At 69.5% G+C, this 23,966-nt stretch carries 18 protein-coding genes; 7 read left to right on the plus strand and 11 right to left on the minus strand.

Annotation, left to right across the window (positions count from 1 at the left end; all coding sequences use genetic code 11):
* Window positions 1-31 precede the first annotated feature (31 nt).
* Window positions 32-1,246: a mandelate racemase/muconate lactonizing enzyme family protein gene (locus ACFYM6_RS15060; RefSeq protein WP_387275703.1), complete on the plus strand. Its 1,215-nt coding sequence runs from the start codon at window positions 32-34 to the stop codon at window positions 1,244-1,246.
* 285 nt (window positions 1,247-1,531) lie between these two features.
* Window positions 1,532-4,015, plus strand: a complete 2,484-nt coding sequence (locus ACFYM6_RS15065; protein ID WP_387275705.1) for a glycogen debranching N-terminal domain-containing protein — start codon at window positions 1,532-1,534, stop codon at window positions 4,013-4,015.
* A 99-nt stretch (window positions 4,016-4,114) separates the two neighbouring features.
* Here the strand turns inward: ACFYM6_RS15065 and ACFYM6_RS15070 are convergent, their stop codons facing one another.
* The 6 genes from ACFYM6_RS15070 to ACFYM6_RS15095 form a co-directional block, all read right to left on the minus strand.
* Complete coding sequence (locus ACFYM6_RS15070) at window positions 4,115-5,098, minus strand: carbohydrate kinase family protein (RefSeq protein ID WP_387275707.1); 984 nt, start codon at window positions 5,096-5,098, stop codon at window positions 4,115-4,117.
* Window positions 5,099-5,112: 14 nt separating this feature from the next.
* Entirely contained in the window at window positions 5,113-6,051 is a 939-nt protein-coding gene (locus ACFYM6_RS15075; protein ID WP_387275709.1) for a pseudouridine-5'-phosphate glycosidase, read from the minus strand.
* 74 nt (window positions 6,052-6,125) lie between these two features.
* Entirely contained in the window at window positions 6,126-7,304 is a 1,179-nt protein-coding gene (locus ACFYM6_RS15080; RefSeq protein ID WP_387275711.1) for a trans-sulfuration enzyme family protein, read from the minus strand.
* Window positions 7,305-7,343: 39 nt separating this feature from the next.
* The gene (locus ACFYM6_RS15085) at window positions 7,344-8,240 is read right to left on the minus strand and encodes a carbohydrate ABC transporter permease (RefSeq protein ID WP_357436170.1); all 897 of its coding nucleotides are present in this window, start codon (window positions 8,238-8,240) and stop codon (window positions 7,344-7,346) included.
* On the minus strand, window positions 8,237-9,142 hold the full coding sequence (locus ACFYM6_RS15090) for a carbohydrate ABC transporter permease (RefSeq protein WP_387275713.1): 906 nt from the start codon (window positions 9,140-9,142) through the stop codon (window positions 8,237-8,239). Before ACFYM6_RS15090 ends, ACFYM6_RS15085 begins: the two co-directional genes overlap by 4 nt.
* 68 nt (window positions 9,143-9,210) lie before the next feature.
* Window positions 9,211-10,506 (minus strand): ABC transporter substrate-binding protein, encoded by a 1,296-nt coding sequence (locus ACFYM6_RS15095; RefSeq protein ID WP_387275715.1) that lies wholly within the window; start codon window positions 10,504-10,506, stop codon window positions 9,211-9,213.
* A 106-nt stretch (window positions 10,507-10,612) separates the two neighbouring features.
* On the opposite strand from ACFYM6_RS15095, the gene ACFYM6_RS15100 reads away from it, so the two are divergent.
* The 5 genes from ACFYM6_RS15100 to ACFYM6_RS15120 all read left to right on the plus strand — a co-directional run bounded on the left by ACFYM6_RS15100 (window position 10,613) and on the right by ACFYM6_RS15120 (window position 17,146).
* Window positions 10,613-11,470: a MurR/RpiR family transcriptional regulator gene (locus tag ACFYM6_RS15100; RefSeq protein WP_387275717.1), complete on the plus strand. Its 858-nt coding sequence runs from the start codon at window positions 10,613-10,615 to the stop codon at window positions 11,468-11,470.
* 28 nt (window positions 11,471-11,498) lie between these two features.
* Complete coding sequence (locus ACFYM6_RS15105) at window positions 11,499-12,176, plus strand: phosphoribosylanthranilate isomerase (RefSeq protein WP_387275719.1); 678 nt, start codon at window positions 11,499-11,501, stop codon at window positions 12,174-12,176.
* Window positions 12,173-14,626 carry a pyruvate dehydrogenase gene (locus tag ACFYM6_RS15110; RefSeq protein ID WP_387275721.1) on the plus strand — a complete coding sequence of 818 codons (2,454 nt, stop codon included), beginning with the start codon at window positions 12,173-12,175 and terminating at the stop codon, window positions 14,624-14,626. The genes ACFYM6_RS15105 and ACFYM6_RS15110 overlap by 4 nt, the downstream gene beginning before the upstream one ends.
* Before the next feature lie 103 nt (window positions 14,627-14,729).
* A complete protein-coding gene (locus tag ACFYM6_RS15115; RefSeq protein WP_387275723.1) occupies window positions 14,730-15,092 on the plus strand; it encodes an SCP2 sterol-binding domain-containing protein in 363 nt (120 codons plus the stop codon).
* A gap of 2 nt (window positions 15,093-15,094) precedes the next feature.
* Window positions 15,095-17,146, plus strand: a complete 2,052-nt coding sequence (locus ACFYM6_RS15120; RefSeq protein WP_387275725.1) for a glycogen debranching N-terminal domain-containing protein — start codon at window positions 15,095-15,097, stop codon at window positions 17,144-17,146.
* Window positions 17,147-17,163: 17 nt separating this feature from the next.
* On the opposite strand, the gene ACFYM6_RS15125 is transcribed toward ACFYM6_RS15120, so the two are convergent.
* The 5 genes from ACFYM6_RS15125 to ACFYM6_RS15145 form a co-directional block, all read right to left on the minus strand.
* Complete coding sequence (locus ACFYM6_RS15125) at window positions 17,164-17,877, minus strand: copper homeostasis protein CutC (RefSeq protein WP_387275727.1); 714 nt, start codon at window positions 17,875-17,877, stop codon at window positions 17,164-17,166.
* Window positions 17,874-19,982, minus strand: a complete 2,109-nt coding sequence (locus ACFYM6_RS15130) for a dipeptide ABC transporter ATP-binding protein (RefSeq protein WP_387275729.1) — start codon at window positions 19,980-19,982, stop codon at window positions 17,874-17,876. The genes ACFYM6_RS15125 and ACFYM6_RS15130 overlap by 4 nt, the downstream gene beginning before the upstream one ends.
* Window positions 19,983-19,994: 12 nt before the next feature.
* Window positions 19,995-20,918: an ABC transporter permease gene (locus ACFYM6_RS15135; RefSeq protein WP_387275731.1), complete on the minus strand. Its 924-nt coding sequence runs from the start codon at window positions 20,916-20,918 to the stop codon at window positions 19,995-19,997.
* Window positions 20,915-21,874, minus strand: coding sequence for an ABC transporter permease (locus ACFYM6_RS15140; RefSeq protein ID WP_387275732.1), 960 nt, complete (start codon window positions 21,872-21,874; stop codon window positions 20,915-20,917). The genes ACFYM6_RS15135 and ACFYM6_RS15140 overlap by 4 nt, the downstream gene beginning before the upstream one ends.
* A gap of 76 nt (window positions 21,875-21,950) precedes the next feature.
* Window positions 21,951-23,756 (minus strand): peptide ABC transporter substrate-binding protein, encoded by a 1,806-nt coding sequence (locus ACFYM6_RS15145; RefSeq protein ID WP_387275734.1) that lies wholly within the window; start codon window positions 23,754-23,756, stop codon window positions 21,951-21,953.
* Window positions 23,757-23,966 lie beyond the last annotated feature (210 nt).

Genomic DNA, 23,966 nt, shown 5'->3' on the forward strand with positions numbered 1-23,966 from the left:
AAATAGATGCCACAGAAGGATGGGGTACGGCATGCCGACTCATGCGCCCTTGCACATCGGGGCACTGGACGGTCTCGTCGTGGAGCGGGTGGAGACCTTCGTGGTCGAACTCCCGACGGTCCGTTCGTTCGAGATCGCCGGGGGGACCGTCGCGACGGTCGGGCAGCCCAGCCGGCGGGTGCTGGTGAAGGTGACCGCGGGCGGAATCGCCGGCTGGGGCGAAGCCACCCCGACGCCGTCGTGGACCTATGAAACCACCGAGAGCATCGTCACCACCATCGACCGCTACCTGGCACCCGCGACCCTCGGTGTCCCGGTCTGGAACCTCGACGCGATCACGGCCACGTTCGACCGGGTCATCAACCGCGGCTTCACGATCGGTGCGCCGATCGCGAAGTCGGCGATCGACATCGCCCTGCACGACCTCATCGGACGAGCGCTCGGCGTCCCACTCGGCGCACTCTGGGGGCAACGCCGCGCCGAACGGATCCCACTCGGCTGGATCATCTCCGCCAAGACCCCCGCGGCGGTCGCCGACAGCGTCACGGAGGGCCACGCCCTCGGGTACACAGCATTCAAGGTGAAGATCGGGCTGGCCGACATCGAGCAGGACATCGCGTTCGTCGAGGCCGTACGCGAAGCGGCGCCGGGCGCGGCGATCTGGGTGGACGCCAACCAGGCGTACCAGGTCGACCAGGCACTGCGGGTGGCCCGCCGACTCGCCGAGCTCGACGTCACCGCGTTCGAGCAGCCACTCCCGGCCAACCAGATCACCGGACTGCGGCGGCTGCGGGAGCACTCCCCCGTGCCGGTCGCGCTCGACGAAAGCCTGCGCCACCCCAGCGACCTCGCCGCCTTCGTACGCTTGGACGCGGTCGACGTCGCGATCGCGAAGGTGCAGCGCAGCGGCGGCCTCACGCTCTCCCGGCGGATGTGCGCCCTCGCCGAGGACAGCGGGGTGCGCCTGATGGGCTCCGGCCTCACCGACTCCGACCTCGGCTTCGCTGCGTCACTGCATCTGTTCGCGGCGTTCGGCATCGACACGCCGGTCGACCTCAACGGCCGGCAGTTCATCGAGTCCACCTACGCGGGAGGGCGCACGGTCGAGGTACGCGACGGGGTTGCCGCGGTACCCACCGGACCCGGCCTGGGCGTCGACGTGGACGAAGCCGCGGTACGAGCCCTGGCCGTCGACGTGCTCCGCGCCGATCCGCAGGTCAGAATCCCGGCACAGTCGGTCAGGTGAGCCGGTCCAGCGGACGGCGGGGGTTGCCGGCGTCGTGACGGTTGGCAGCGGCGATATTGGTGGCGCCGGCCCGCCACACGGCGGCGATGGCCAGGTCGAGACCTACGGTTGCAGCCCTCGCGCTCCGGGCCTCCCGCCCTGTCGTCTTTGACCAACTCCTCATCGGTGACGACCGGCGAGGCCTCCTGCCAGCCAGGACGGTACGTGTGATCGTCGGGAAACCGGGTAGCCCCGGCATGGTCCAGCCGTCCCGGTGCCGGGCCGCAGAGCGGGAGGGCGTGCCTGGTGGGGCTGACCGATGAATTCTTCGACGAATTCACCAGACGGGCCTCCAGGACGCTGCGCACCCACGAATCCGGGACGATCCGACTCGACGCCAGCGCGGACGGCCGGACCGACCACTGGTATCTCACGGTCATGGATGGAACCGTCACGGTCAGCACGGACGACCGGCCCGCGGACTGCGTCCTGCGCTCCGACCCGGAATTCTTCGAGGCGCTGCTGACCGGGCGGACCAACCTGATCGCCGCGGTGCTGCGGCGCCGCTACACGTTAGAGGGCGACCCGACGAGACTGTACTTGCTGGAGCGGATGCTGCCCGACCCGCCGGGCGCCCGGGACCCCCGGCTCCTGGCTCCCACCGCCACCGCGGCACAGGAGTATCCGACCGGCCGCTTCCGGCGGCGGCCAACGAAGGAGGACAGCAAGAGGAGACGCCACCGCCAGTTCAGCGTCCTCGACGGCAACACCTTCGCGGTCAGCGACGGCCACGGCGACATCGCCCCGTCGCCGGACTACCTCACCGGGCTGTACTCGTTTGACACCCGGTTCCTGTCGGTGTGGCGGCTGACCGTCGACGGCGAGCGGCTGCACTCGCTCTCCCTGGACAACCTCCAGTACTACCAGGTGCGGTTCTTCCTGGTCCCGGGCCAACCGACGCAATACGTCAATGCCAAGGTGACGGTGATCCGGGACCGCTCGCTGGGCGGGAGCATGCAGGAACGGATAACGGTGCTCAACCATGACGCCAAGCCGGTGCGACTACGGGTCCGAATGCAGATCGAGAGCGACTTCGCGGACCTCTTCGAAGCCACGGACGTGCCAACGAAGCCGGGCCGGACGACAGCCGAGGTCACCGACGGCCAACTGCGCCTGAGGTACGACCGGGAGAAGTTCACCCGCGCGACGATCGTCTCGTCGTCGGCCCCGGCCACCATCGACCAGCGCGGAATGACCTTCGACATCCAGGTTGAGCCACACGGAGCCTGGGCCACCGACCTGCAGGTGGAGGCCGTGGTGACCGGGGCGCACGGCCGGGACATCCGAGAGAGCCTGCGCAGCTACGCGAACCGGACCCAGAAGCAGATGCGCCAGCAGCTAGACGAGTGGCTCGCCGGGGCACCCCGCCTGCTCGCCGATTCCCGGCCTTTGACGGTGACGTACGAGCGGAGCCTGGTCGACCTGGCGGCCCTGCGCTACCGAACCCTCCTCATCTGGGAGCCGGTGCCGGTCGCCGGATCGCCGTGGTTCATGACCATGTTCGGCCGGGACAGCATCCTCACCTGCCTGCAGGCGCTGCCGTTCAAGCCGGAACTGGCCGCCCCGACGCTGCGGGTGCTCGCCACGAACCAGTCCACCAAGCTGGACGACTTCCGGGAACGGGACCCGGGCAAGATCATGCAGGAGATCCGGTACGGGGAGCTGGCGGCCTTCGAGGAGGAACCGTACGCGGTGTACTACGGGGCGGCGGACACCACAGCACTGTTCGTGGTGCTGCTCGACGAGTACGAGCGGTGGTCCGGCGACGTCGAACTGGTGAAAGGCCTCGAGGAAAACGTTCGGGCGGCGCTCGACTGGATCGACACCTACGCCGACATGCTCGGCAACGGCTATGTCTGGTACCGGCGGCGGAACACCCGGCACGGGTCGCCCAACCAGTGCTGGAAGGTCTCCTGGGACGCGATCTCCTACCAGGACGGCCGGCTGCCCAGCTTCCCCCGGGCCACCTGCGAACTGCAAGGCTACGCCTACGACGCGAAGATGCGGGCCGCCCGGCTGGCGCGGGAAATCTGGGGCGACCCGGAGTACGCCGACCGGCTGGAACGCGACGCGGCGGAGCTGAAGGAACGGTTCAACCGGGACTTCTGGGTAGCCAACGGGGAGTACTACGCGCTGGCCCTCGACGCGGACGGCTCCCAGGTCGACGCGCTCGCCTCGAACATGGGTCACCTGCTGTGGAGCGGGATCGTCGACGACTCGCGGGCGGCGCGGGTAGCCGAACTGCTGATGAGCCCACGGTTGTTCTCCGGCTGGGGGGTGCGAACGCTGGCGACGGACCAAACCCGGTTCAACCCCGTCGGCTACCACGTGGGCACGGTCTGGCCGTTCGACAACTCGTTCATCGCCTGGGGCCTGCGCCGGTACGGCTTCCACGAGGAGGCCGCGCGGATCTCCCAGGCGATGATCGACGCGGCCGACCACTTCGAGGGCCGGCTGCCAGAGGCATTCGCCGGCTACGACCGCACCCTGACCAAGTACCCGGTGCCGTATCCCACCGCGTGCAGCCCGCAGGCCTGGTCGGCCGGGGCGCCCTTGCTGCTGCTCCGCACCATGCTCGGCCTGCAACCGCTCAACGAGCACTTGGTGATCGATCCCGCGGTGCCGGAAGAGCTGGGCCGCATCGAGCTGATGGACATCCCCGGCCGGTGGGGGCGGATCGACGCGCTGGGTCGCAGCTGGGCCGGCGCCGGGCGCTGGCCGGGCACTTGATCAAACAAACAGCCATCGCGGCGTCGCGGTTAGCGTGCGAGATCGTGGCCATCATGGCTCTTCACGCATGACCATGGCGGGAAGGCGGCGCCCCGGATTTCATGGCTGGCGGATAGGCTGACGCTGCTCGATGCGTTGCAACTCGTCGAGGGTCGGCAGCGACCGCCCGGCCCCCGGTTTCTCGACGGCGGCGGCGCCGAGCAGGTTGGCGACCGCTCCGATCTTCGCCAGCGGCAGGGCGGCCAGCGTCGCCGCGATGGCGCCGGCGCAGAACGAGTCACCGGCGCCGGTCGTGTCGACCGTCCGCACCGACAGCCCGGGCAGCTCGACCAACTCGTCGGCGGTGGCGATGATGGTGCCATCGCGGCCGACCTTGAGCGCGACGGTCTTGGCCCCCAGGTCGCATAGCCTCCGGCAGGCCTCCGCCGGCTCGGCCGTCCCGACCAGTTGCTGGGCCTCCGGAACGCCGACGACCAGCAGATCGGTGAACCTCAACAACCGCCGGATGGTGGCCGGCTCACGACGGGCCGGATCCACCGGGATGTCGAGGGAGACCGGCACGCCGTTCGCGGTGGCCACCTCGATCGCTCGGACCGCGGCAAGTGACTGCGGCGCCTGCAGGAAGGCGTAGCCGGACACGTGCAGGAAATCGCAGGCGGCGATTGCCTCTTCCGGCAGGTGGGCCGGCGAATACCGAGGGTTCGCTCCGCGGTAGGCCATCATCGTGCGCTCCCCGTCCGGCGTGACGCCGATCACGTTGAGCGACGTCGGCTCGTGCGGGTCGCGGACGACGTACTCCAAGCCGACCCCTTCGGCGCGCAGCGCCTCGACCGCGACCTCGGCCCAGCGGTCCTCGCCGATCGCGCTGAGCATGCTGGGCCGCAGGCCCAACCGGCGGAGCATGATGGCACTGTTGGCCGCGGAGCCGCCCAGCCCGATCCGCTGGGACGATGCGACGCCGTCGCCACCGGGCCGTGGGTACTCGGCGAGCTCGAGTATCAGGTCGACGTTGATGTCACCGAGCAGCAGGACGACGGCGTCCCGCTGCCCACTGACCTCTGTCACGAGTTGGCTCGCGGTCACTGCGCTGTCACCTCTCAGCCGCCGGTCCCGGCCACCGCGGTCCGGCCGGCAAGGCGTGCGTTCGCCAGCACCAGGTCGACGTTGGCCTTGAGGCTGGCGCCGCCGGTCCGCTCATGGAAGAAGGCCAGCAGGAACGGAGTCACATCCTTGCCTCGCACGTCCTGCTCCCGCAACGCCGCGAGCCCTGCCGCCAGGACGTCGTCGTGCAGGCCCGGATCCATCTCGCTCTCCGGCTCGATCGGGTTCGCGACGACCAGGGCCCGGCTGTTGCCGAGGGCGCGGTTGGCGGCGTGGATCCGGGCCACCTCCTCGGGGGTCTCCACCCGCCACGGCACCGCCATCTCGGTCTGTCGGACGTAGAAGCCGGGGAAGATGTCGGTGCGGTATCCGACGACGCCCACCGACAGGCTCTCGAGCCGTTCCAGGGTCGCTGGCACGTCGAGGATCGACTTCACGCCGGCGCAGACCACGACGATCGGCGCGGCCGCGAGCCCCATGAGGTCGGCGGACTCGTCCCACGATGTCGCCGCGCCTCGGTGCACGCCGCCGAGACCGCCGGTGGCGAAGACCTCGATGCCCACCAGGCTGGCCAGCCAGGCCGTGGAGGCCACCGTCGTGGCGCCCGGAACCCGGCGGGCAAGGGTGATCGCGACATCACGGATGCTCGCCTTGTTGACATCGTCGCGGCTCGCGATCTGGTGGAGGGCCTCCTCATCGAGGCCGACCCGGACGCGACCGTCCAGGACGGCGATGGTGGCGGGCACGGCGCCCGCGGATCGCACCGACTGCTCGATGTCGCGCGCCACCTGCATGTTGCTGTCGCGGGGCAGGCCATGGCTGATGATCGTGGACTCCAGCGCGACGACGGGCCCGCCGTGGCGGAGGGCCTCGGCCACCTCTGGATGAACCTCGACGGGCAGGCCGCCCCACCGGTCGGATGCTGGGGTTGTCATGTCTCGATCGTCCTGATGATCTCGTGGTGGGTGGGGACACCGCGGCCCGGCGGAACGACCGGGCCGGCCGGGAGCTACCGCATGGCCTGCTCGAAGTCACGGATGATGTCGCGGGCGGACTCGATGCCGACGGATACCCGGATCATGCCGTCGGTGATGCCCATCTGCTCCCGCTCGGCCGGCGGGATGTCGAGGAAGGCCATCGTCCCGGGTACCTGGGTCACGGTCCGCACCCCACCCAGGCTCGCCGCGAAGGAGCCCAGCTTGAGGCCCTTGAGGACGCGCACCGCCTGGTCCTCGGTGTCCAGGCTGAACGCCAGCATCGCACCCGGCAGGTCGAACTGCCGCTGGGTCAGTTCGTGCTGGGGATGGCTGGGCAGGCCCGGGTAGAACACCTTGCGGACCTGAGGCTGCTTCTCCAGCCATTCGGCGAGGGCGAGCGCGTTCTGGGTCTGCCGTTCGACCCGCAGCGGAAGGGTCTGCAACCCGCGCAGCAGCAGCCACGCGTTGAACGGGGACAGCGCCCCGCCGAGCTTGGTGAGGGTGTTCCAGCGGACCTGCTCCAGCCAGTCCGCAGGGAGGATGTCCGAGCGCAGGGTGATGACCCCACCCACCGCGTCGTTGTGGCCGCCCATGAACTTGGTGGCGCTCTCGAGCACCACGTCGACGCCGTGCTCGTGGGGGCGGCAGACCGCCGGGCTGGCGAAGGTGTTGTCGCAGAAGACGACGATTCCCCGCGAGTGAGCGAGGTCCGCGAGGGCGCGAAGGGGCGCGATCTTCATCGTCGGGTTGGCGATGGTCTCCACGTAGAGGACGCGGGTGCGGTCGGTGATCGCCGCCTCCACCGCCGCAATGTCACTGGCGTCGACGAACGTGACCTCGATGCCGAAGTCCTGAATGCGGTGGTCGAAGAACTCGTGCGTGGAGCTGTAGGTGGTGAGGTCGGCGACGATGTGGTCCCCGGCCTTGAGCAGGCCGAGCAGGGCGTGGGAGATCGCCGCCATCCCCGAGGCGGTGGCCAGGCACGCCGTCGCGCCGGCGAGCTGGGCGACGTGCTCCTCGAGCTTGTACTCGCTGGGGTTGCCGCAGCGGCTGTAGATGTTCACCTCCTTGCGAGCCCCGTCGACGATCTGGTCGTAGATGTCGTCGGCGTACTGGTAGTTGGCCGACATGTAGATCGGGTAGCTGATCGACTGCGTGCTGGCCTCGGGCTCGTAGTAGACGGCGCGGCTGGCGAAGTCGAGGTCGTCCATGGTGTGTCTCCTTGGGGTTGGGGCGGGCCGGGCTGGCCGTCACTGCTTGATGGCGCCGCTGGTCAGCCCGCCGATGACCTGCTTCTGGAGGGCGACGTACACCACGAACGAACCGAGAGCGGCGAGCAGAACCGCCGCCAGCAGCACGGGATAATCGGTGACCCGCTCGCCCACGTAGTCGGTGAGACCCAGCGGCAAGGTCTTCTTGCTGGGGGTGTTGAGCAGCACCAGCGGGAAGAGGAAGTCGTTCCAGACCCAGATGGTGTTGACGATGGCGGTGGTGAACATCGCCGGTCGCGCGATCGGCACCATGACGCGCAGGAAGGCCCGCAGTTCGGACGCGCCGTCGACCCGGGCTGCCTCGACCAGGGACCGTGGGACCGTGCTGAAGAACGCCCGCATGATGAGGACGGACACCGGCAGGTTGAAGGCAACGGTGGGCAGGACCACCCCGGTACGGGTGTCCAGCAGGCCCGCGTCGCGCAGCGTCGCGACCAGCGGCACCAGTGCGACGTACGCCGGGATGGCCATCGCGACCAGCATCGCGATCTCCACCCAGGGCATCCAACGGGTGCGGTAGATGACGAAGGCGTAGCCGGCGGCGGTGGCCATGGCGACGGTCAACGCGACCGACACCACCGTCACCGCGAGGGAGTTTCCGGCGTAGACGAGCAGTTTCCCTTCACCGAGCGCCTTGCCGTAGTTGGCCCACTGCGGGTCGGTGGGCAGCGACCAGACGGACGCCAGGAAGTCCTGGTTGCTCTTCAGCGAGCTGTAGGCCATCCAGAGGAAGGGGAAGATGACCACGGTCAGGTGCACCGCCAGGATGAGGTACACGATCGCGGTGCCGGTGCTGAGGCGGGGCCGCCCGCGGCCGGTCGTTGCCGGTACGGCCGCCGGGTGCTGCCTGGTGACGTGGATGGTCGAGGAACTCACGCCTCTCCTCGCTTCCCGCGGCGCATCAGGCCGAGGACGAAGACGCCGACCGCGGCGGTCAGCAGGATCTGGGCGAATCCGATCGTGGACGCGTAGCCGGCTTCGAAGTTCCCGAAGCCGGTCTGGAAGAGGTACGTGGACACGACATCGGTGGCGTTGCTCGGTCCCCCTCGGGTGAGCACGTAGACGAGGGAGAACGTCTTGAAGGAGGAGACGACCGCCAGCAGGGTCGTCGCCTGGACGTTCGACCAGACCATCGGGACGCTGACGGAGAAGAAGGTCCGGTAGTGACCGGCGCCGTCGATGGCCGCCGCGTCGTACACCGCTTCGTCGACGTTCTCGAACGCGGCGACGAAGAGCAGGATGTACAGCCCCAGGTAGGTCAGGTTCATGACCACCAGCACCGCGGGCATGGCGGTCGACCGGTCGCCCAGCCACCCGCGTGCGAGTTCGTCGAGCCCGACGGCGTTGAGGAAGCCGTTCAGCAGCCCGAAGTAGGGGTTGTAGACGAAACCCCAGAGCAACCCGATGCAGATCTCGCTGATCACCACCGGCACGACGTAGACGAACATGGCGAACCGCTTGATCCGGGGCACCACCCGCACCAGCCAGTACGCGATGACCATGCCGACGCCGACCTGGAACAGGATCGCGGTGAGCGCGACCAGGACGTTGTTACGAAGTGATCCCCAGAAGATCCGGTCGCCGAGCAGCCGCTCGTAGTTGGTCAGGCCGGTCCACTGCCGGGGCGAGACGCCGTCCCATGAGTGGAACGACAGGACCCCGGCCGTGAGCAGCGGGTAGGCGACGAAGACCGCCAGGAACAGCACCGCGGGCGCGAGGAACAGCAGTGCTGCCCGAGCGTCGCGGCGGGCGGCGACGGACCGCGTGGATGTGGACACGAGACCTCCTGGGTCGCCGCCCGAGCGCCCGCAACCGGGGCGGGCGCTCGGGCAACGGATCGCAGTGGTTACTTGCCGGCCTTGGCGGCGTTCTCGATGGCCTCGGACGCCGCCGCCGGCGGGATCGAGCCGTCGATCAACCCTTGGAGGGTGGAGTAGTACGTCTCGGTGGTCTTGGGGGCCATCGCGGTGTCGTAGAACGGGTCGAGGGTCTCGGCCTTGCCGATCACGTCCTGGACCACCCCGGCCAGCAGGGGGCCGGCCGCCTCCGGCGTGGTCGCCCCCTTGCGGGCGACCATGGTCTTGCGGATCTGGACGTACTTGGTCATCACCTCGGGGCTGGTGATGTGGCGGAGGAACGCCAGGGCCGCCTCCTTGTCCTTGGCCTTTTCGGACACGGCGAAGCTGGCGGCGACGCCGGCCAGGACGTCACTCTGGTTCCCCTTGCCGGCCGCGAAGGTCGGGAACGGGAAGTAGCCGAGTTCGAAACCGGCCGGGGCCTCCGCGGACATACCGATCTGCCAGGTGCCGTTGAGGACCATGGCCGCCTTGCTATTGAGGAAGAGGATGTTGGCCTCCGCGTCGGACATGCCGTTCGCGCCCTTCGGCAGGTATCCCTTCTGGGCGAGCGTCTGCAGGACGCCGGCCGCGTCCTTGGCCTCGGGTCCGAAGGTGGCGTTCTTGTCTCCGGCGCCGAAGCCGGACATGACCCCACTGCCGTGCATGCGCATCTCGGCGTACTGGAACCAGAAGGTCGCGGGCCAGCTGTCCTTGTTGCCGAGCGCGACCGGCACCACGCCGGCCGACTTGATCTTCTCGGCCAGGTCGAGGAACTCCGGCCAGGTGGTGGGGACCTGCCATCCCTTGGCGTCGAACAGTGCCTTGTTGTACCAGACCAGCGCGGCGTCGATGTCGATCGGCACCGCGTACGTCGACCCGCCGAAGGTGACCGATGGCAGCGAGCTTTCCAGGAAGCTGTCGCGCCAGCCCTGCTTGGCGAGTTCGTCGTCCAGCCGGAGCACCTGGCCGCTGTCGACGAAGGCCTTCAGGTAGCCACCCGGCAGCGTGTAGAAGACATCCGGCGCGTTGCCCGAGGCCATGGCCGTCTGCAGTTTCGTCTTGTAGGAGGACTGCTCGGCCGACACCTCCTTCACCTTGATGTCGGGATGCGCCTTCTTGAAGGTGTCCAACGCGTACTCGATGAACTCGACCTTGTCCTTCTGGCCTGCGTAGGCGTGCCAGATCTCCAGAGTCTTCCCGCCGCCAGACGTGTCAGCCGAGCCACCGGCGCCTGCGCACGCCGACAGCATCACGAGCGCGGCACCGGCAGCCAGTGCCGCTCGCCATGCAGATCTGATTCGCATCCCAGACTCCCGTGGTTCCACTGCTTGAAAACTTGGTGGGTAGTAGTACTACCACCACGAGCCAGCCTGGTCTAGGGTGTTGCTCAATTCGAGACGGGGCGAGGGAATGACCAACTCCACCACCAACGGCACCAGCGCCCTGGCGCGACTGAGGGCAGCCAGACCAGCACTTTCCGACACCGAACGGAAGGTCGCGGACTGGATCCTCGAGCAGCCGGCAGGATTGCTGGAGAGCTCGATGCTGGATGTCGCACGGGCATGCAACGTCAGCGACACGACGGTGCTGCGGATGTGCCGCAACAGCGGCTTCGCCGGGTTCACCGACCTCAAGCTCGGCCTGGCCCAGGACCTCGCCTCGCCGACCCAACTGATCCATGACGACGTCACGCCGGACGACGACGCGGCGACGGTCGCGGCCAAGGTCTTCGCCAGCACCATCCAGTCCCTGCGCGACACGCACCACCTGCTGACCGGCCAGGACATGGCGCGGGCGCTGGACCTTCTCGAAGCCGCCGACCACGTCCTGGTCGGCGGCGTCGGCACGTCCGGGGTCGTCGCGCAGTCCTTCTACCAGCGGTGCCACCGGCTCGGGATCCGCTGCGACGCCCCGGTCGACTCGCAGTTGCAGATCATGCACGCCTCCCTGCTGCGCCCCGGGGATCTCGCGATCGGCATCTCCTACTCAGGCGCCACGAAGGACGTGGCCGACATGCTGGCCCAGGCGCGCCGGGCCGGGGCGTCCACCCTCGTCGTGACCGGCAACCGGGACTCCCACGTCGCGCGGCAGGGAGACGTCGTGCTGGTCAGTGTCTCCCACGAGACCCGCAGCGAGCCCCTGGCCGCCCGGGCCTGCCAGATGGCGCTCCTCGACGCCCTCTACGTCGCGTACTCGCTGCGGCACGTCGACGACGTGCTGGAGAAGGAGAAGCGACTCAACCAAGCCATCGCACAGCGTTCCTATTGACTATTTCGGACACCAGTTGGAGAACCGAGTGATCGTCCAGATCTACACCGCGCAGTCCGCTCGCGAGGCCCTCGCCCTCGCGGAGGTAGGAGTCGACCACGTCGGCCTCACCCCGGCCAGGCTCGGCCTGCCGGGAGAGATCGATGAAGACACCGCAGCGGAAGCCGTCCGTGCGCTGCGTGGGAAGGCGGTCTCGGTGGCCCTGTCCGTCTCCAGTGACCTCGACGAGATCGTCCGCATGACCACGCGGGTCCAGCCCGACATCCTGCACCTGTGCGGCGAGCCCGGCACCGTGCCGCCGTCCGCCGTCGCGTCGCTCCGGCGCCGGCTGCCCGACTGCAAGATCATGCAGGCCATCGCCGTCACCGGGTCCGAGGCGGTGGACACCGCCCGCGCCTACGCCGAGGTCAGTGACCTGCTCATCCTCGACTCCCACACCGACGAGGTCGCGGGCGTCGGCGCCGCCGGGGTGGTGCACGACTGGGACATCAGCGCGCGAATCGTCGCGTCCGTCGGCATCCCGGTCATCCTCGCCGGGGGCCTGTCGCCCGAGAACGTGGCGGCGGCGATCGCGACCGTGCAGCCCTGGGGCGTGGACTCGCTCACGCTGACCAACCGGACGCTGCCCGGAGGCGGCTTCGAGAAGGACCTCGCCCGCGTCGCCGAGTTCGTCACCAACTCGCGTGCCGCTCGGGTCCCGGCATGAGCACCACGGTCAACCACCCCACCGACCGATTGCCTGGTCAGCCTCCGGACATCTCCCCCGCCTCCCCCGTGGTGTCCGCACGCCCGCCTGGTCCGGACGCCGAACCGCACGTCGACCTGGACGTCCTCGACGTCGTCCAGCGCCGGGTGCTGTGGCTCGCGACGCGGATCGTGGATGCGGCCAACCGTGAGCGGGACACCGGCGACGGGGTCAAGGTCGGGGGCCACCAGGCGTCATCGGCGTCGATGGTGACGGTGATGACCGCGCTGTGGTTCGCGCACCTGGACGGGGCGGACCGGGTGGCGGTCAAGCCGCACGCCGCGCCGGTCTTCCATGCGATCCACTACCTGCTCGGCAAGCTGGACCGGTCCTACTTGACGAAGCTGCGCGCACGGGGCGGGCTGCAGTCGTACCCCTCGCGGACCAAGGATCCCGACGAGGTCGACTTCTCGACCGGCTCCGTCGGGCTCGGCGCGGCGGCGCCGCTCTTCGCGGCGGCCGTGCGCCGCTACGTGGACGCCCACTTCGGGGCGCGCCCCCGGTCACGGTTCATCGCCCTGCTCGGCGACGCCGAACTGGACGAGGGGAACGTCTGGGAAGCGGTGGCCGATCCTGCCACCCACGGGCTGGGCAGGGTCACCTGGATCGTGGACTTCAACCGGCAGTCCCTGGACCGGGTCGTTCCCGGAATCCGGATCGACCAGTGGCGGGCCTCGTTCGAGGCCAACGGCTGGCACGTGGTCGAGGTCAAGTACGGGCGGCGACTCCAGGCGTTCTTCTCCCGCCCCAACGGTCCGCTGCTGCGCGAGTGGATCGACGCGATGCCGAACGAGCAGTACCAGTCGCTGTTCGGCCTCAGCGGCCCGGCACTGCGGGAACGGCTCCTGGACGGGGCTCCCGCCGGCCTGGCGGAACTCGTCGCCGACGTCACCGACGACGACCTGGGTGAACTGGTCACCGACCTGGGCGGCCACGACCTGGGCGCGGTGCTGGACGGGCTGGCCGAGTGCGACGCGACGGACCGACCGACGGTGCTGTTCGCCTACACCATCAAGGGCTGGGGCCTGCCCATAGCAGGGAATCCGCGCAACCACTCGGCCCTGCTCTCCGGTGAGCAGATCGATGCGCTGCGGGCCCAGACCGGCGTACGCGCCGACCGGGAATGGGATCGCTTCGATCCCGACTCGGCCGAGGGCCGCTGGATCGAGGAACGCGCGCGGCAACTGGCCCGGCAGCCGCGACACGCTCGGCTGGGCGTCACCGTGCCGACCGCCACCGGGGTACGGGTCTCCCGGCCGGTGTCCACCCAGGAGGCCTTCGGCCGGATCCTGGTGGACCTCTCGCGCGACGAAGCAGTCGCCCCGTACCTGGTGACCACCGCGCCGGACGTCGCGACATCGACCAACCTGGCGGGGTTCATCAACCGGGCCGGCGTGTTCGCGCCCACCCAGCGGCGATCCTGGAACGCCGACCCGGTGCTGAGGTGGGCGGAAGGACCGACCGGGCAGCACATCGAGCTCGGCATCAGCGAGATGAACCTGTTCCTGCTGCTCGGGCAGCTTGGCCTGGCCTGGGACCACTCCGACCAACCGCTCCTGCCGGTGGGCACCGTCTATGACCCGTTCGTGTGCCGGGGGCTGGACGCCTTCATCCACGGCGCCTATTCCGGCTCGCGGTTCCTGGTGGCCGGCACGCCTTCCGGGGTGACCCTGGCACCCGAGGGCGGGGCTCATCAGTCCACGATCACCGCGTCCATCGGCATCGAGCTGCCTGGCGTGACCTTCCTGGAGCCCGCATACGCCACCGCCCTGGACTGGCTCATGTGCGACGCCCTGTCGCGCATCGCCGCCGGTGACCCGGGCTCGGCGCGCGCCGCCGGCGACCACGGGGCGTACTACCTGCGGCTGTCGACCCGCCCGATCGACCAGGCACCGTTCGAAGCGGCCCGGAGCCGGCTGGGCGACGTGGTCGTGCGCCGGCAGGTGCTGGCCGGTGCGTACCGGCTGGTCGACGCGTCCGAGTTGGCCGCCGCCGGGGCACCGCAGGTCTACCTGGCCGCCAGCGGCGCCGTCCTGCCCGAGACGGTCGCGGCGGCGACCGAGCTGGCCGAGGAAGGCATCGCCGCACACGTCGTGGACATCACCTCCGCCGACCGCCTCTTCACCGCCTGGCAGCGGGCACTGCGGCAAGGCATCCGGACCGCGACCGCGCCGGCCAGCCCCGGCGCGTTGCGCAGCGCGTTCGCGACGCGGGCGCCCCTCGTGACCGTCCACGACGCCTCCAGTCACGCGCTCGCGTGGCTCGGCTCCGCGCTCGGCGTGCCCGCGGTGCCGCTCGGGGTCGACGAGTTCGGACAATCGGGCAGCGTCGCCGACCTCTACGAGATCCACGACCTGCTCCCCGGATCGATCACGAACGCGGCACTGGCCGCCCTGACCCTGGGAACCTGATGGCGCCAGGGCGGCCGACAACGGAAATCACCCGATCTGGGTGACGCCGGCTCGCCCTCGCGTCCGTGAGTCTGTCCCTGCCGGCGTACGGCTGGGGGGACGAATGACCGACCCGATCAAGGAGTTCTTCGCCGACATCGAACGGAGCAGGCCGCATCTTCCCGAGAAGTACGCCGGGACGATGCGGTTCGACCTGACCGTCGACCACGTGCTGGAGCACTGGGTGCTGATCTTCGACTCGGGAGACGTGCAGGTCGCCAGAGACAGCCGGGAGGCGGACTCCGTCATCCGGGCCAGGCGGGACGTGTTCGCCCGGATACTGACCGGTGAGCAGGGGGTGTACGCCGCCGTGTGGCGGAACCTGCTCAGCATCGAAGGCGACATCAGCCTGCTGGCCACGCTGCGCGAACTGCTGCCGACGGCTCGGGGAGCCGGCCGGACCGCGGCTCGGACACCGGAGGGCTGAACGTGGATCCGAAGCTGGTCAGCACCGTGGACGGCAACACCTACATCCTGAGCGACAACCGCGGCGACATGTCCGCCGTTGCGGGTGTTGCGACCGGGCTGTACTCCTTCGACACCCGGTTTCTGAATCAGTGGGCCCTGACCGTCAACGGGAAACGCCTGAACCTGCTTGCCGTGGACGAGCTGAACTTCTTCGAGACGCGGTTCTTCCTGGTTCCCGGGGCGGCGACCCACTACGTGGACGCGACGGTGTCGGTGATCCGGCACCGTTCGATCGAGGGCACCTTCAACGAGCAGCTGATCGTGCTCAATCACGACAAGTCACCCGTGACGATGCGGGTCAGGATGGACATCGGCAATGACTTCGCAGACACGGTGGAGTTGCGCCGCGATGGCGGCGGACCACGGCAAGGCCGCACCTCAGTCCGCGTCGACAACGACGGCCTGCGGCTGACCTACGAGCGGGAGTCGTTCGTCCGGGAGACGATCGTGACGTCGTCCGAGCCGGCGGCGGTCGACGAACGGGGCATGACGTTCGAGGTGACCATCGGACCGCACGGCAGCTGGCGAACCACCTTGCGGGTGGACGCGGTGCTGCGCGGCGCTCACGGCCGGGACGTTCGGGCCAACCTCGCGTCCCACCGCGGACGGAAACGACCGGAGATGCGCCGCGAGCTCGAGGAATGGCTCGACTCGGCACCAGACCTGCGCACCGACTCGGACTCGCTGGCCGTCACCTACCGCCGCAGCTTGATCGACCTGGGTGCGCTGCGTTACTCCACATGGACCTACCGGGAGCGGCTGCCCATGGCCGGGATGCCCTGGTACATGACCCTGATCGCCCGGGACGCTCTCATCTCCTGCCTGCAGGCGATCTCGTTCACCCCGCAGCTGAGCGTGCCCACCCTGCGGTTGTGCGCGGTCGGGCACGGCACCCTGCCAGACGACTTCCGGGAAGAGGATCCGGGCAAGGTCTTCTACGAGGTCCGGTACGGCGAGAGCGCGGCCTTCGAGGAGCAGCCACAGGCCGCCGACTTCAGCGCGGCCGACACGACCCTGCTGTTCGTGGTGCTGCTCGACGAGTACGAGCGGTGGACCGGCGACGAGAGCCTGGTGCGCGAACTTGAGTACGAGACGCGCAAGGCGCTGGCCTGGATCGACCAGTACGCCGACCTGACCGGCCGAGGGTACGTGGCGTACCAGCGGCGCAACCAGCGGTGCGGCGTCATCAACCAGGGTTGGAAGAACACCCCGGACGGCATCTCCTACCGCGACGGGCGGCTGCCCGGCTATCCCCTCGCCACCTGCGAGCTGCAGGGCTACGCGTACGACGCGAAACTGCGAGGTGCCCGGCTGGCCCGGCAGGTCTGGGACGACCCGGCGTACGCCGATCGCCTGGAGCGGGAGGCCGCAGACCTGAAGGACCGGTTCAACCGGGACTTCTGGATCGCCGATCGCGGTTACTACGCGGTCGCTCTGGAGGCCGACGGCACCCAGGTGGACGGGCTCACCTCGAACATCGGCCACCTGCTGTGGAGCGGGATCGCCACCGAGGAGAAGGCGGCCCAGGTGGCCGAGCACCTGATGAGCGACCGGCTGTATTCGGGCTGGGGAATCCGGACACTGGCCACCGACAACCACCGTTACAACCCGATCGGCACCCACACCGGGATGGTGTGGCCGTTCGACAACGCGCTGATCGCCTACGGCCTACGCCGGTACGGGCATGACCGGGAGGCGGCCCGGGTCGCGGAAGGAATCCTGACGGCGGCGAGCTGTTTCGACGGACGACTACCCGGCGCGTTCGCCGGATACGGCCGGAGCCTGACCAGGTACCCGGTCACCCTGCCACGAATCGGCTCCCCGCAGGCCATCTCTGCCTCAGCCCCGCTCATGCTGCTACGCACCCTGCTGGGCGTGGAACCTTGCGAAGGGCACCTGTCGGTCGAACCGGCGGTCCCGGAGACGATCGGGCTCGTCGAACTGCTCGGCGTGCCCGGCCCGTGGGGACGGCTGGACGCCGTCGCCCACGGCCGATTGCCGGTACCCGGCTGACCCGGGGATCGGAGCGCTCACTCCCCTGGGCCGGACTGGGTGCGTGTGGCGGCGACGACCCGACGTACCTCGTCGCCGTCGGTGGCCTCGCGTCCGTCGCGCCGCACCGGTGCCCGCAGGTGCACCTCCCGCGCCCCGGTCTCCGCGAGCACCTGCCGGACGTTGTGCGACCGGATGCCGCCGCCGGCGATGACCCGCAACCGGTCGCCGGCCCGCTGCCGCAGCGCAGCGATCCGCGCGGCGCCGGCCAGCGCGGTGGGCGCCGCGCCCGAGGTGAGCACCGCGTCGGCTCCGAGGTCGATGATCTCCTCGATCGCCTCCAGCTGGTCGCCGACCTCGTCGAAGGCCTTGTGCACCGTCACCGGCAGCGGCCCCGCCGCCTCGATCAGGCGCCGGAGCACGGCCAGGTCGAGGCCGCCGTCGGCGGTGACCGCACCGACCACCACCCCGACCGCGAGGCCGTGCGGATTGGGCAGGCTCCGGATGGCCGCGATGTCGGCGAGCATGACCTGCTCCTCGATTTCGCTCAACCGGAAGTCACCGCCCCGGGGACGGACCATGACGCGTACCCCCACCCGGCGCAACGTCCGCAGGGCGACCTCGACGGTGCCCAGGCTGGGGGTGGTGCCGCCCTGGCCGAGATCGGCGCAGAGCTCCAGCCGGTCGGCCCCGGCGGCCTCGGCCACCAGTGCGGTCGGCACATCACTGACGCAGATCTCCACCGTGGTCATGCGGCCGCCCCGGCCCGTGCGGACGCCTTGGTCGACTCCGGACGCAGCGGGAAGTGGCAGGCCACCTGGTGCCCGTCGCCGGCCAGCGGCGGCTCCGTCGCGCAGATCTCCTGCGCCAGCGGGCAGCGGGTCCGGAACCGGCACCCGGTGGGCGGGTTCAACGCGCTGGGCAGCTCGCCACGGATGGTGACGCCGTCGCGAGCGGTCGCGGCGTTCGGCGTGATCGAGGGGACGGCGTCGATGAGCGCCTGCGTGTACGGATGCCGGGCGGCCCGGACCACGTCCCGGGCGGGACCGACCTCGACGAGCTTGCCGAGGTACATGACGCCGATCCGGTCCGCCATGTAGTCGACGACGGACAGGTCGTGGCTGATGAAGACGTACGCCAGGCCAAGCTCGCGCTGCAGGTCCCGCATGAGGTTGAGGACCTGCGCCTGGATCGACACGTCCAGCGCGCTGACCGGTTCGTCGCCGACGATCAGCCGGGGTTGCAGGGCCAGCGACCGGGCCAGCCCGATGCGCTGCAGCTGACCGCCGGAGAACTCGTGGGGGTAGCGCTCCAGGACCCGCCGCGACAGCCCCACCTGGTCGAGCAGCGTCGCGATCCGCGCCCGCCGCGCTGCCCCGTCGCCCACCTTCTGGATCTCGAGCGGCTCGGCGAGGATGGAGTCGACGCGCATCCGCGGGTTCATCGCGGCGTAGCTGTCCTGGAACATCAATTGGACCTGCCGGTGCATCCGGCGGCGCTCCCGCCCGGCCAGGCTGGCGATGTCCGTGCCGTCCAGCAGGATCTGCCCGGCGGTCGGCCGTTCCAGCCCGACGGCCAGCCGCCCCACGGTGGACTTGCCGCAGCCGGACTCGCCGACCAGCCCGAAGGTCTCCCCCGGGCCGACCTCGAAGGAGACACCCGCCACGGCGCTCACCTGCCCGGCGGACCGGCGCAGCAGCCCGCGGCCGTGCGCCGCGTAGTTCTTGACCAGCGCCTGCACCGACAGGACCGGGGTCGCCGCCGGCTGGTCTGCTCCGGCCGTCGAGTCGGCCGGCTCGACCCGCACCCGAGGCGGCGGGGTGACCGGTGCGGCGGACACCGGGTGCAGACAGGCGTGCCGGTGCTCGCCGGCCGACAGGGCCACATCGGTGGTCCGGCACTCGTCGGTGAAGTGCCGGCAGCGTGGCGCGAACCGGCAGCCGGCCAGGGGCCGGGACAGGTCCGGCGGCAATCCTGGGATGCTGTAGAGCCGGGCGTGTTCACCGCTCTCCCGGATCGCCGACTCGGGGAGCGCCTCCATCAGCGCCTCGGTGTAGCGGTGCCGAGGCGAGCGGAACAGTTGCTCGGTCGCGGCGGTCTCCACCACCCGTCCGGCATACATGACGGCGACCCGGTCGGCGCGGCCGGCGATCACCCCCAGGTCATGGGTGACCAGGATGACGGCCATCCCGAACTCTTCCCGCAGGTCGTCGATGAGTTCGAGGATCTGCCGCTGCGTGGTGACGTCGAGCGCCGTGGTCGGCTCGTCGGCGATGAGCAGGCGCGGGGAGCAGACCAGTGCCATCGCGATGGCGACCCGTTGCCGCATCCCGCCGGACAACTCGTGCGGATAGTTGTCGACGATCCGGTCCGGGCGTGGCATCCCGACCCGGCGCAGGATCTCGATGGCCCGCTCCCAGGCCTCCGCCCTGCCGACTCGCTCGTGCACCCGCAGCGGTTCGGCGACCTGCACGCCGATCCGCATGGTCGGGTTGAGCGAGGTGAGCGGGTCCTGGAAGACCATGCCCATCCGGACACCACGGATCCGGCGTACCTCGTCTGCCGGCAACGATCGCAGGTCCCGGCCTTCGAAGAGGATCTGCCCGCCGGACACCCGGCCGCCGGGCGGCAGCAGCCCCATGATCGACAGCGCGGTCATCGTCTTGCCGCTGCCGGACTCACCCACGACGCCGAGGGTCTCCCCCGGCATGACCTCGAGATTGACTCCGTCGAGGGCGTGTACCGTGCCGCGGCGCAGCGCGATGTCGGTGTCGAGATCGCGCAGTTCCAGCAGGGGCTGGGCCCCTGCCGGCTGCCCGGCCGCCGAGGAGTGCCGAAGGTCGGTCGATTCGCTCATTTCCTGCTCCTGCTACCGCCGCCGGAGGCGGACCTCGAAGGCGTCCCTCAGCCCGTCGCCGATGAAGTTGAAGGCGAGGACGATGAGGATGATGGCGATTCCGGGCGGATACAGCAGCCACCAGTGGCCGCTGTAGGTGTCCGCGAGGCCGTCGGAGAGCATCCCGCCCCAGTTCGCCGCCGGCGGGGGGACACCGAGGCCGAGGAACGACAGGTACGCGACGTAGAGGATCGCGTCGGCGACCTGGAAGGTCGCGTTGACGATCACGGTCCCGATGGCGTTCGGCACGATGTGCCGGCGCACCGCCCGGCCGCCCGTGCCGCCCATCGCCCGCATGGCCTGGACGTACTCGCGGGAGCGCAGGGTCAGTGCCTCACCCCGGACCAGCCGGGCCGGCCCCAGCCAGGCGAAGGCGCCGATGATGAGGATGAGCATCGGCACGCTCGGGGTGACGATGGCGGCGAGCAGCATGAAGAGGAACAGCGACGGGATCGACATCATCGCGTCGACCACCCGCATCATCGCCGAATCCGCCCACCCCCCGACGAACCCGGCGACGGCGCCCCAGAGCGTGCCCACGGCGGTGGCGAGGATCCCGGCCGCGAGCCCGACGATGATCGAGGTCTGACCGCCGAGCATGAGCCGCCCCAACTGGTCGTAGCCGACCCCGTCGGTGCCGAGCGGATGCCCCTGCTCACCCGGGGCCAGGTGTACGGCGGTGAGGTCCGTGTGCACCTGGTCGGTGTGGTAGAAGAGCGGGCCGAGGAAGCAGATCCCGGCCAGCAGGACGAACAGGCCCAGGCCCACCAGGGCGAGCCGGTTCTCGCAGAAGACGACCAGCCCCTGCCGCCAGAGTCCGCGCACCGGCGCCTCGGCCGCGTCCGCCGGCTGGTCGGGGGCGGTGCCTGGGCGGACCGCCTGGGAGAGGGTGGTCATGACGCGCTCCCGCGGAGTCGGACCCGGGGATCGACGGCGGCATAGAGCAGGTCGGCGACGAGCGCGCCGACGACCGTCGCGATCGAGATGATAACGGTGACCCCGAGCAGGATCGGGAAGTCACGCTTCAGCGCCGCCTGCCAGAACAGCTGCCCCATGCCGGGGAAGTTGAACAGCGACTCGACGACCAACGCCCCGCTGAACAGCGCGGGTAGGTACATCCCGAGCAGTGTGATGACCGGGAACAACCCGTTGCGCAGCGTGTGCCGCAGGACGACCCGCCGCTCGGAGAGGCCCTTGCTGCGGGCGGTGCGGACGTAGTTCTCGTTGAGGTTGTCGACCATGGCGGAGCGTACGTACCGCGAGTAGACCGCGATGGTGACGATGGCGAGCGTGACCGTGGGCAGGACCAGCCCGGCCGGATCGGCGAGCACCTCCGCCACCGTGAACCCTTGCGGTGCCTCCGGCGGCAGGATCGGCCAGACCTGCGAGAAGAGGATGATCATCATGAGGCCCATGAAGAAGATGGGCGTGGCGTACGCCAGCAGCGACAGCGAGGTGATGGTGTAGTCGGGCCAGCGGTTGCGGCGCACCGCCTGGACCACCCCGAGCGGGATCGCCAGCACGATGGCGAGCAGGGTCGACAGCAGCGACAACACCATGGTCTTCGGCAGCCGCTGGCTGATTGCCTCGACGACCGACTGGTTGAGCTGGTACGAGTAGCCGAGATCGCCGTGCAGCAGGCGCTGCACGTACATGCCGTACTGCTGGATCCAGGGCCGGTCGTAGCCCATCTCGTGGTTGAACGCCGCCAACTGCTCCAGCGTCGCCTCCTTGCCGAGGGTGGCCCGCGCCGCGCCCCCGGGCAGCAGGTGCAGGATGAGGAACGCGATCACCGTGACGAGCACGACGACGATGAGGGCCTGGCCCAAGCGCGTGATGAGGTACCGGACCACCTGGGCGGTTCCTCCTCCCGGTCGGGGCTCCGGCGGCGCGGTGGGCGCCGCCGGAGCCGGGACGATCAGTGATCGATTACTTCCAGGACCAGTCCTGGAAGTACATGAAGTTCATCGGGTCCTGCGGCTCGACGCCCTGCAGACCGGCCCGGTATGCCGAGACCTGGAACACCGGGTTCGGCATCCAGAGCACCGGCAGGTCCTTGGCGAGGAAGTCGTTGTACGCCTTGAGCGCGCTCTCGTCGCCGGAGAACTGCGTGGCCTCGATGAGCTTGTCGGCCTCGGGGTTGCTGTAGCTGCCCAGGTTCACCGGGGCGTCGGTGGCGAAGAGCCGCTCGCCGCTGGCGAAGGCCGGGTAGTACCAGCTGCCCTGCGAGCCGAAGAAGGACATGTCCCACGAGCAGGTCGCGTCCGTCGGCTTGCAGGCCGGGGTGACCGCGACCGAGTCGGGCACCTCCTTGATGGTCAGCTGGATGCCGAGCTTGGCCATCTGCGACTTGATCTCGGCGAACATCTTGGTCGTGGCGGCGAAGCCGGTCTGGCTGGTCACGGTGAGGTTCAGCGCCGTGCCGGCGGCGATGCCGTCGCCGCACTGGTTCGGTCCGGTGCCCGGCGTCTGGCAGGTGGTCTGCCCGTCCGGGGTCACCTGCCAGCCGTGGCTCTCGAGCAGTTCCTTGGCCTTGGCCGGGTCGAACGAGTACACGCAGCCGGCGGCGTCGGTGCCGTTGGTGCCCGGCTTGGCGGGCACCGGGCCGCAGGTCGGCGCGGCCGTGCCGGACCAGATCACCTTGCTGATCGTCGGCTGGTCGATGAGCATCTGCATCGACTGCCGCAGGTACGGCTGCTTGAACAGCACCCCGGTCTTCGGGTTGTTGAAGTTCAGCTGCAGGTAGGTGACGGACCAGCCGTACCAGGGGGAGACCGTGTAGCCCTTGGACTTGAGGTAGTCCTCCTGGGACAGGTTGGCCGCCGGCACGTACCCGTAGTCGATGTCACCGGCGCGCAGCACGTTGAACTCGGCGTCGTCGCCGGTGAACGGCCGGAGCACGACCTTGGCGAGCTTCGGCTTGTCCACCCCGGAGTAGTTCGGCTGGGCGGCGAGGGTGACCTCGCCGTTCGGCACGTACTTCGCCAGCCTCCACGGGCCGCTGTTGACCTTCCACAGCTCGTTGGAGTCGTACGTCTTGGGGTCCTTCGAGGCCGCGGTGAGGAAGTCGAAGACCTTCTTCGCGCCCTCCGGCGTGCTGGCCAGGTTGCTCACGGCCGCGGTGGCGGAGTCCTTGTCCCAGACGTGCTCCGGCATCGGGGTGATCTTGTTGAGCTGGTTGTCCACGAACCAGGCGGTGTTGTACACCTCCTTCGTGGTGATCGAGAAGGTCTTGTCGTCCTTGACCGACCACTGCGCGATGTTGTCCGGGAGGCCGCCGGCCCGGTAGGACGCCCACTTGTCCTTGTTCGCCGTGACCAGGTCGTACCAGAACTGGATGTCCTTGGTGGTGACGGGCTTGCCGTCGGACCAGGTGTTGTCCTTCAGCGTGATGGTCAGCGTCCTGCCGCCGTCGCTCACCACCGGCGGCTCGGCCATCGAGCGCTGCCGGTCGATGTTGTACTGCGCGGTGCCGTCCAGCTTGTACTGGTACAGGGATCGGTACAGCGCCTGCCCGAAGATGGCGTTCTCGCCCTGGGTGAAGCCGGGTGCCGAGATCGGCAGGATCCAGTTGGGGGTACGGAAGGCGACAGTCACGGTGTCCTTGCCCTGACTCCCGCCCGCCTTCGACGAACCGCTGCCGCCACCGCAGGCGACCAGGCCCGCCCCGAGGGCGACCGCGCTGGCTACCGCCACCGCGCCGCGGAGGGCGCGCCCGGGAAATCTGCTCCTCATGAGTCTCCTCGATTGATGTGCACGTGCCCCGCGTCTCCGGGCGCCGGCGGCGTCGGCATGCGTCCCGCCGCCTGGTGCTGCTCCTCGACGTTCGACGCGGAGAATGTAACCGCGCCGAAGTGCTGAGTCAACGAAAGTTACCCTCTTTATTCGGCGACTTTGGCCAAGGTACGATCGAAGTCGGCGAAGCATCGACCGATACTCTTCGCG

Source organism: Micromonospora sp. NPDC006431, from assembly GCF_042870725.1.
GTDB lineage: Bacteria > Actinomycetota > Actinomycetes > Mycobacteriales > Micromonosporaceae > Micromonospora.

Bases quoted from the DNA above. Each gene is read 5' to 3' on its own strand.
- ACFYM6_RS15115 (WP_387275723.1), top strand. From the start codon at position 14,730: ATGACCGACCCGATCAAGGAGTTCTTCGCCGACATCGAACGGAGCAGG.
- ACFYM6_RS15075 (WP_387275709.1), bottom strand. From the start codon at position 6,051: ATGACAACCCCAGCATCCGACCGGTGGGGCGGCCTGCCCGTCGAGGTT.
- ACFYM6_RS15125 (WP_387275727.1), bottom strand. From the start codon at position 17,877: ATGACCACGGTGGAGATCTGCGTCAGTGATGTGCCGACCGCACTGGTG.
- ACFYM6_RS15100 (WP_387275717.1), top strand. From the start codon at position 10,613: ATGACCAACTCCACCACCAACGGCACCAGCGCCCTGGCGCGACTGAGG.
- ACFYM6_RS15110 (WP_387275721.1), top strand. From the start codon at position 12,173: ATGAGCACCACGGTCAACCACCCCACCGACCGATTGCCTGGTCAGCCT.
- ACFYM6_RS15080 (WP_387275711.1), bottom strand. From the start codon at position 7,304: ATGGACGACCTCGACTTCGCCAGCCGCGCCGTCTACTACGAGCCCGAG.
- ACFYM6_RS15060 (WP_387275703.1), top strand. From the start codon at position 32: ATGCCGACTCATGCGCCCTTGCACATCGGGGCACTGGACGGTCTCGTC.
- ACFYM6_RS15130 (WP_387275729.1), bottom strand. From the start codon at position 19,982: ATGAGCGAATCGACCGACCTTCGGCACTCCTCGGCGGCCGGGCAGCCG.
- ACFYM6_RS15145 (WP_387275734.1), bottom strand. From the start codon at position 23,756: ATGAGGAGCAGATTTCCCGGGCGCGCCCTCCGCGGCGCGGTGGCGGTA.
- ACFYM6_RS15135 (WP_387275731.1), bottom strand. From the start codon at position 20,918: ATGACCACCCTCTCCCAGGCGGTCCGCCCAGGCACCGCCCCCGACCAG.
- ACFYM6_RS15095 (WP_387275715.1), bottom strand. From the start codon at position 10,506: ATGCGAATCAGATCTGCATGGCGAGCGGCACTGGCTGCCGGTGCCGCG.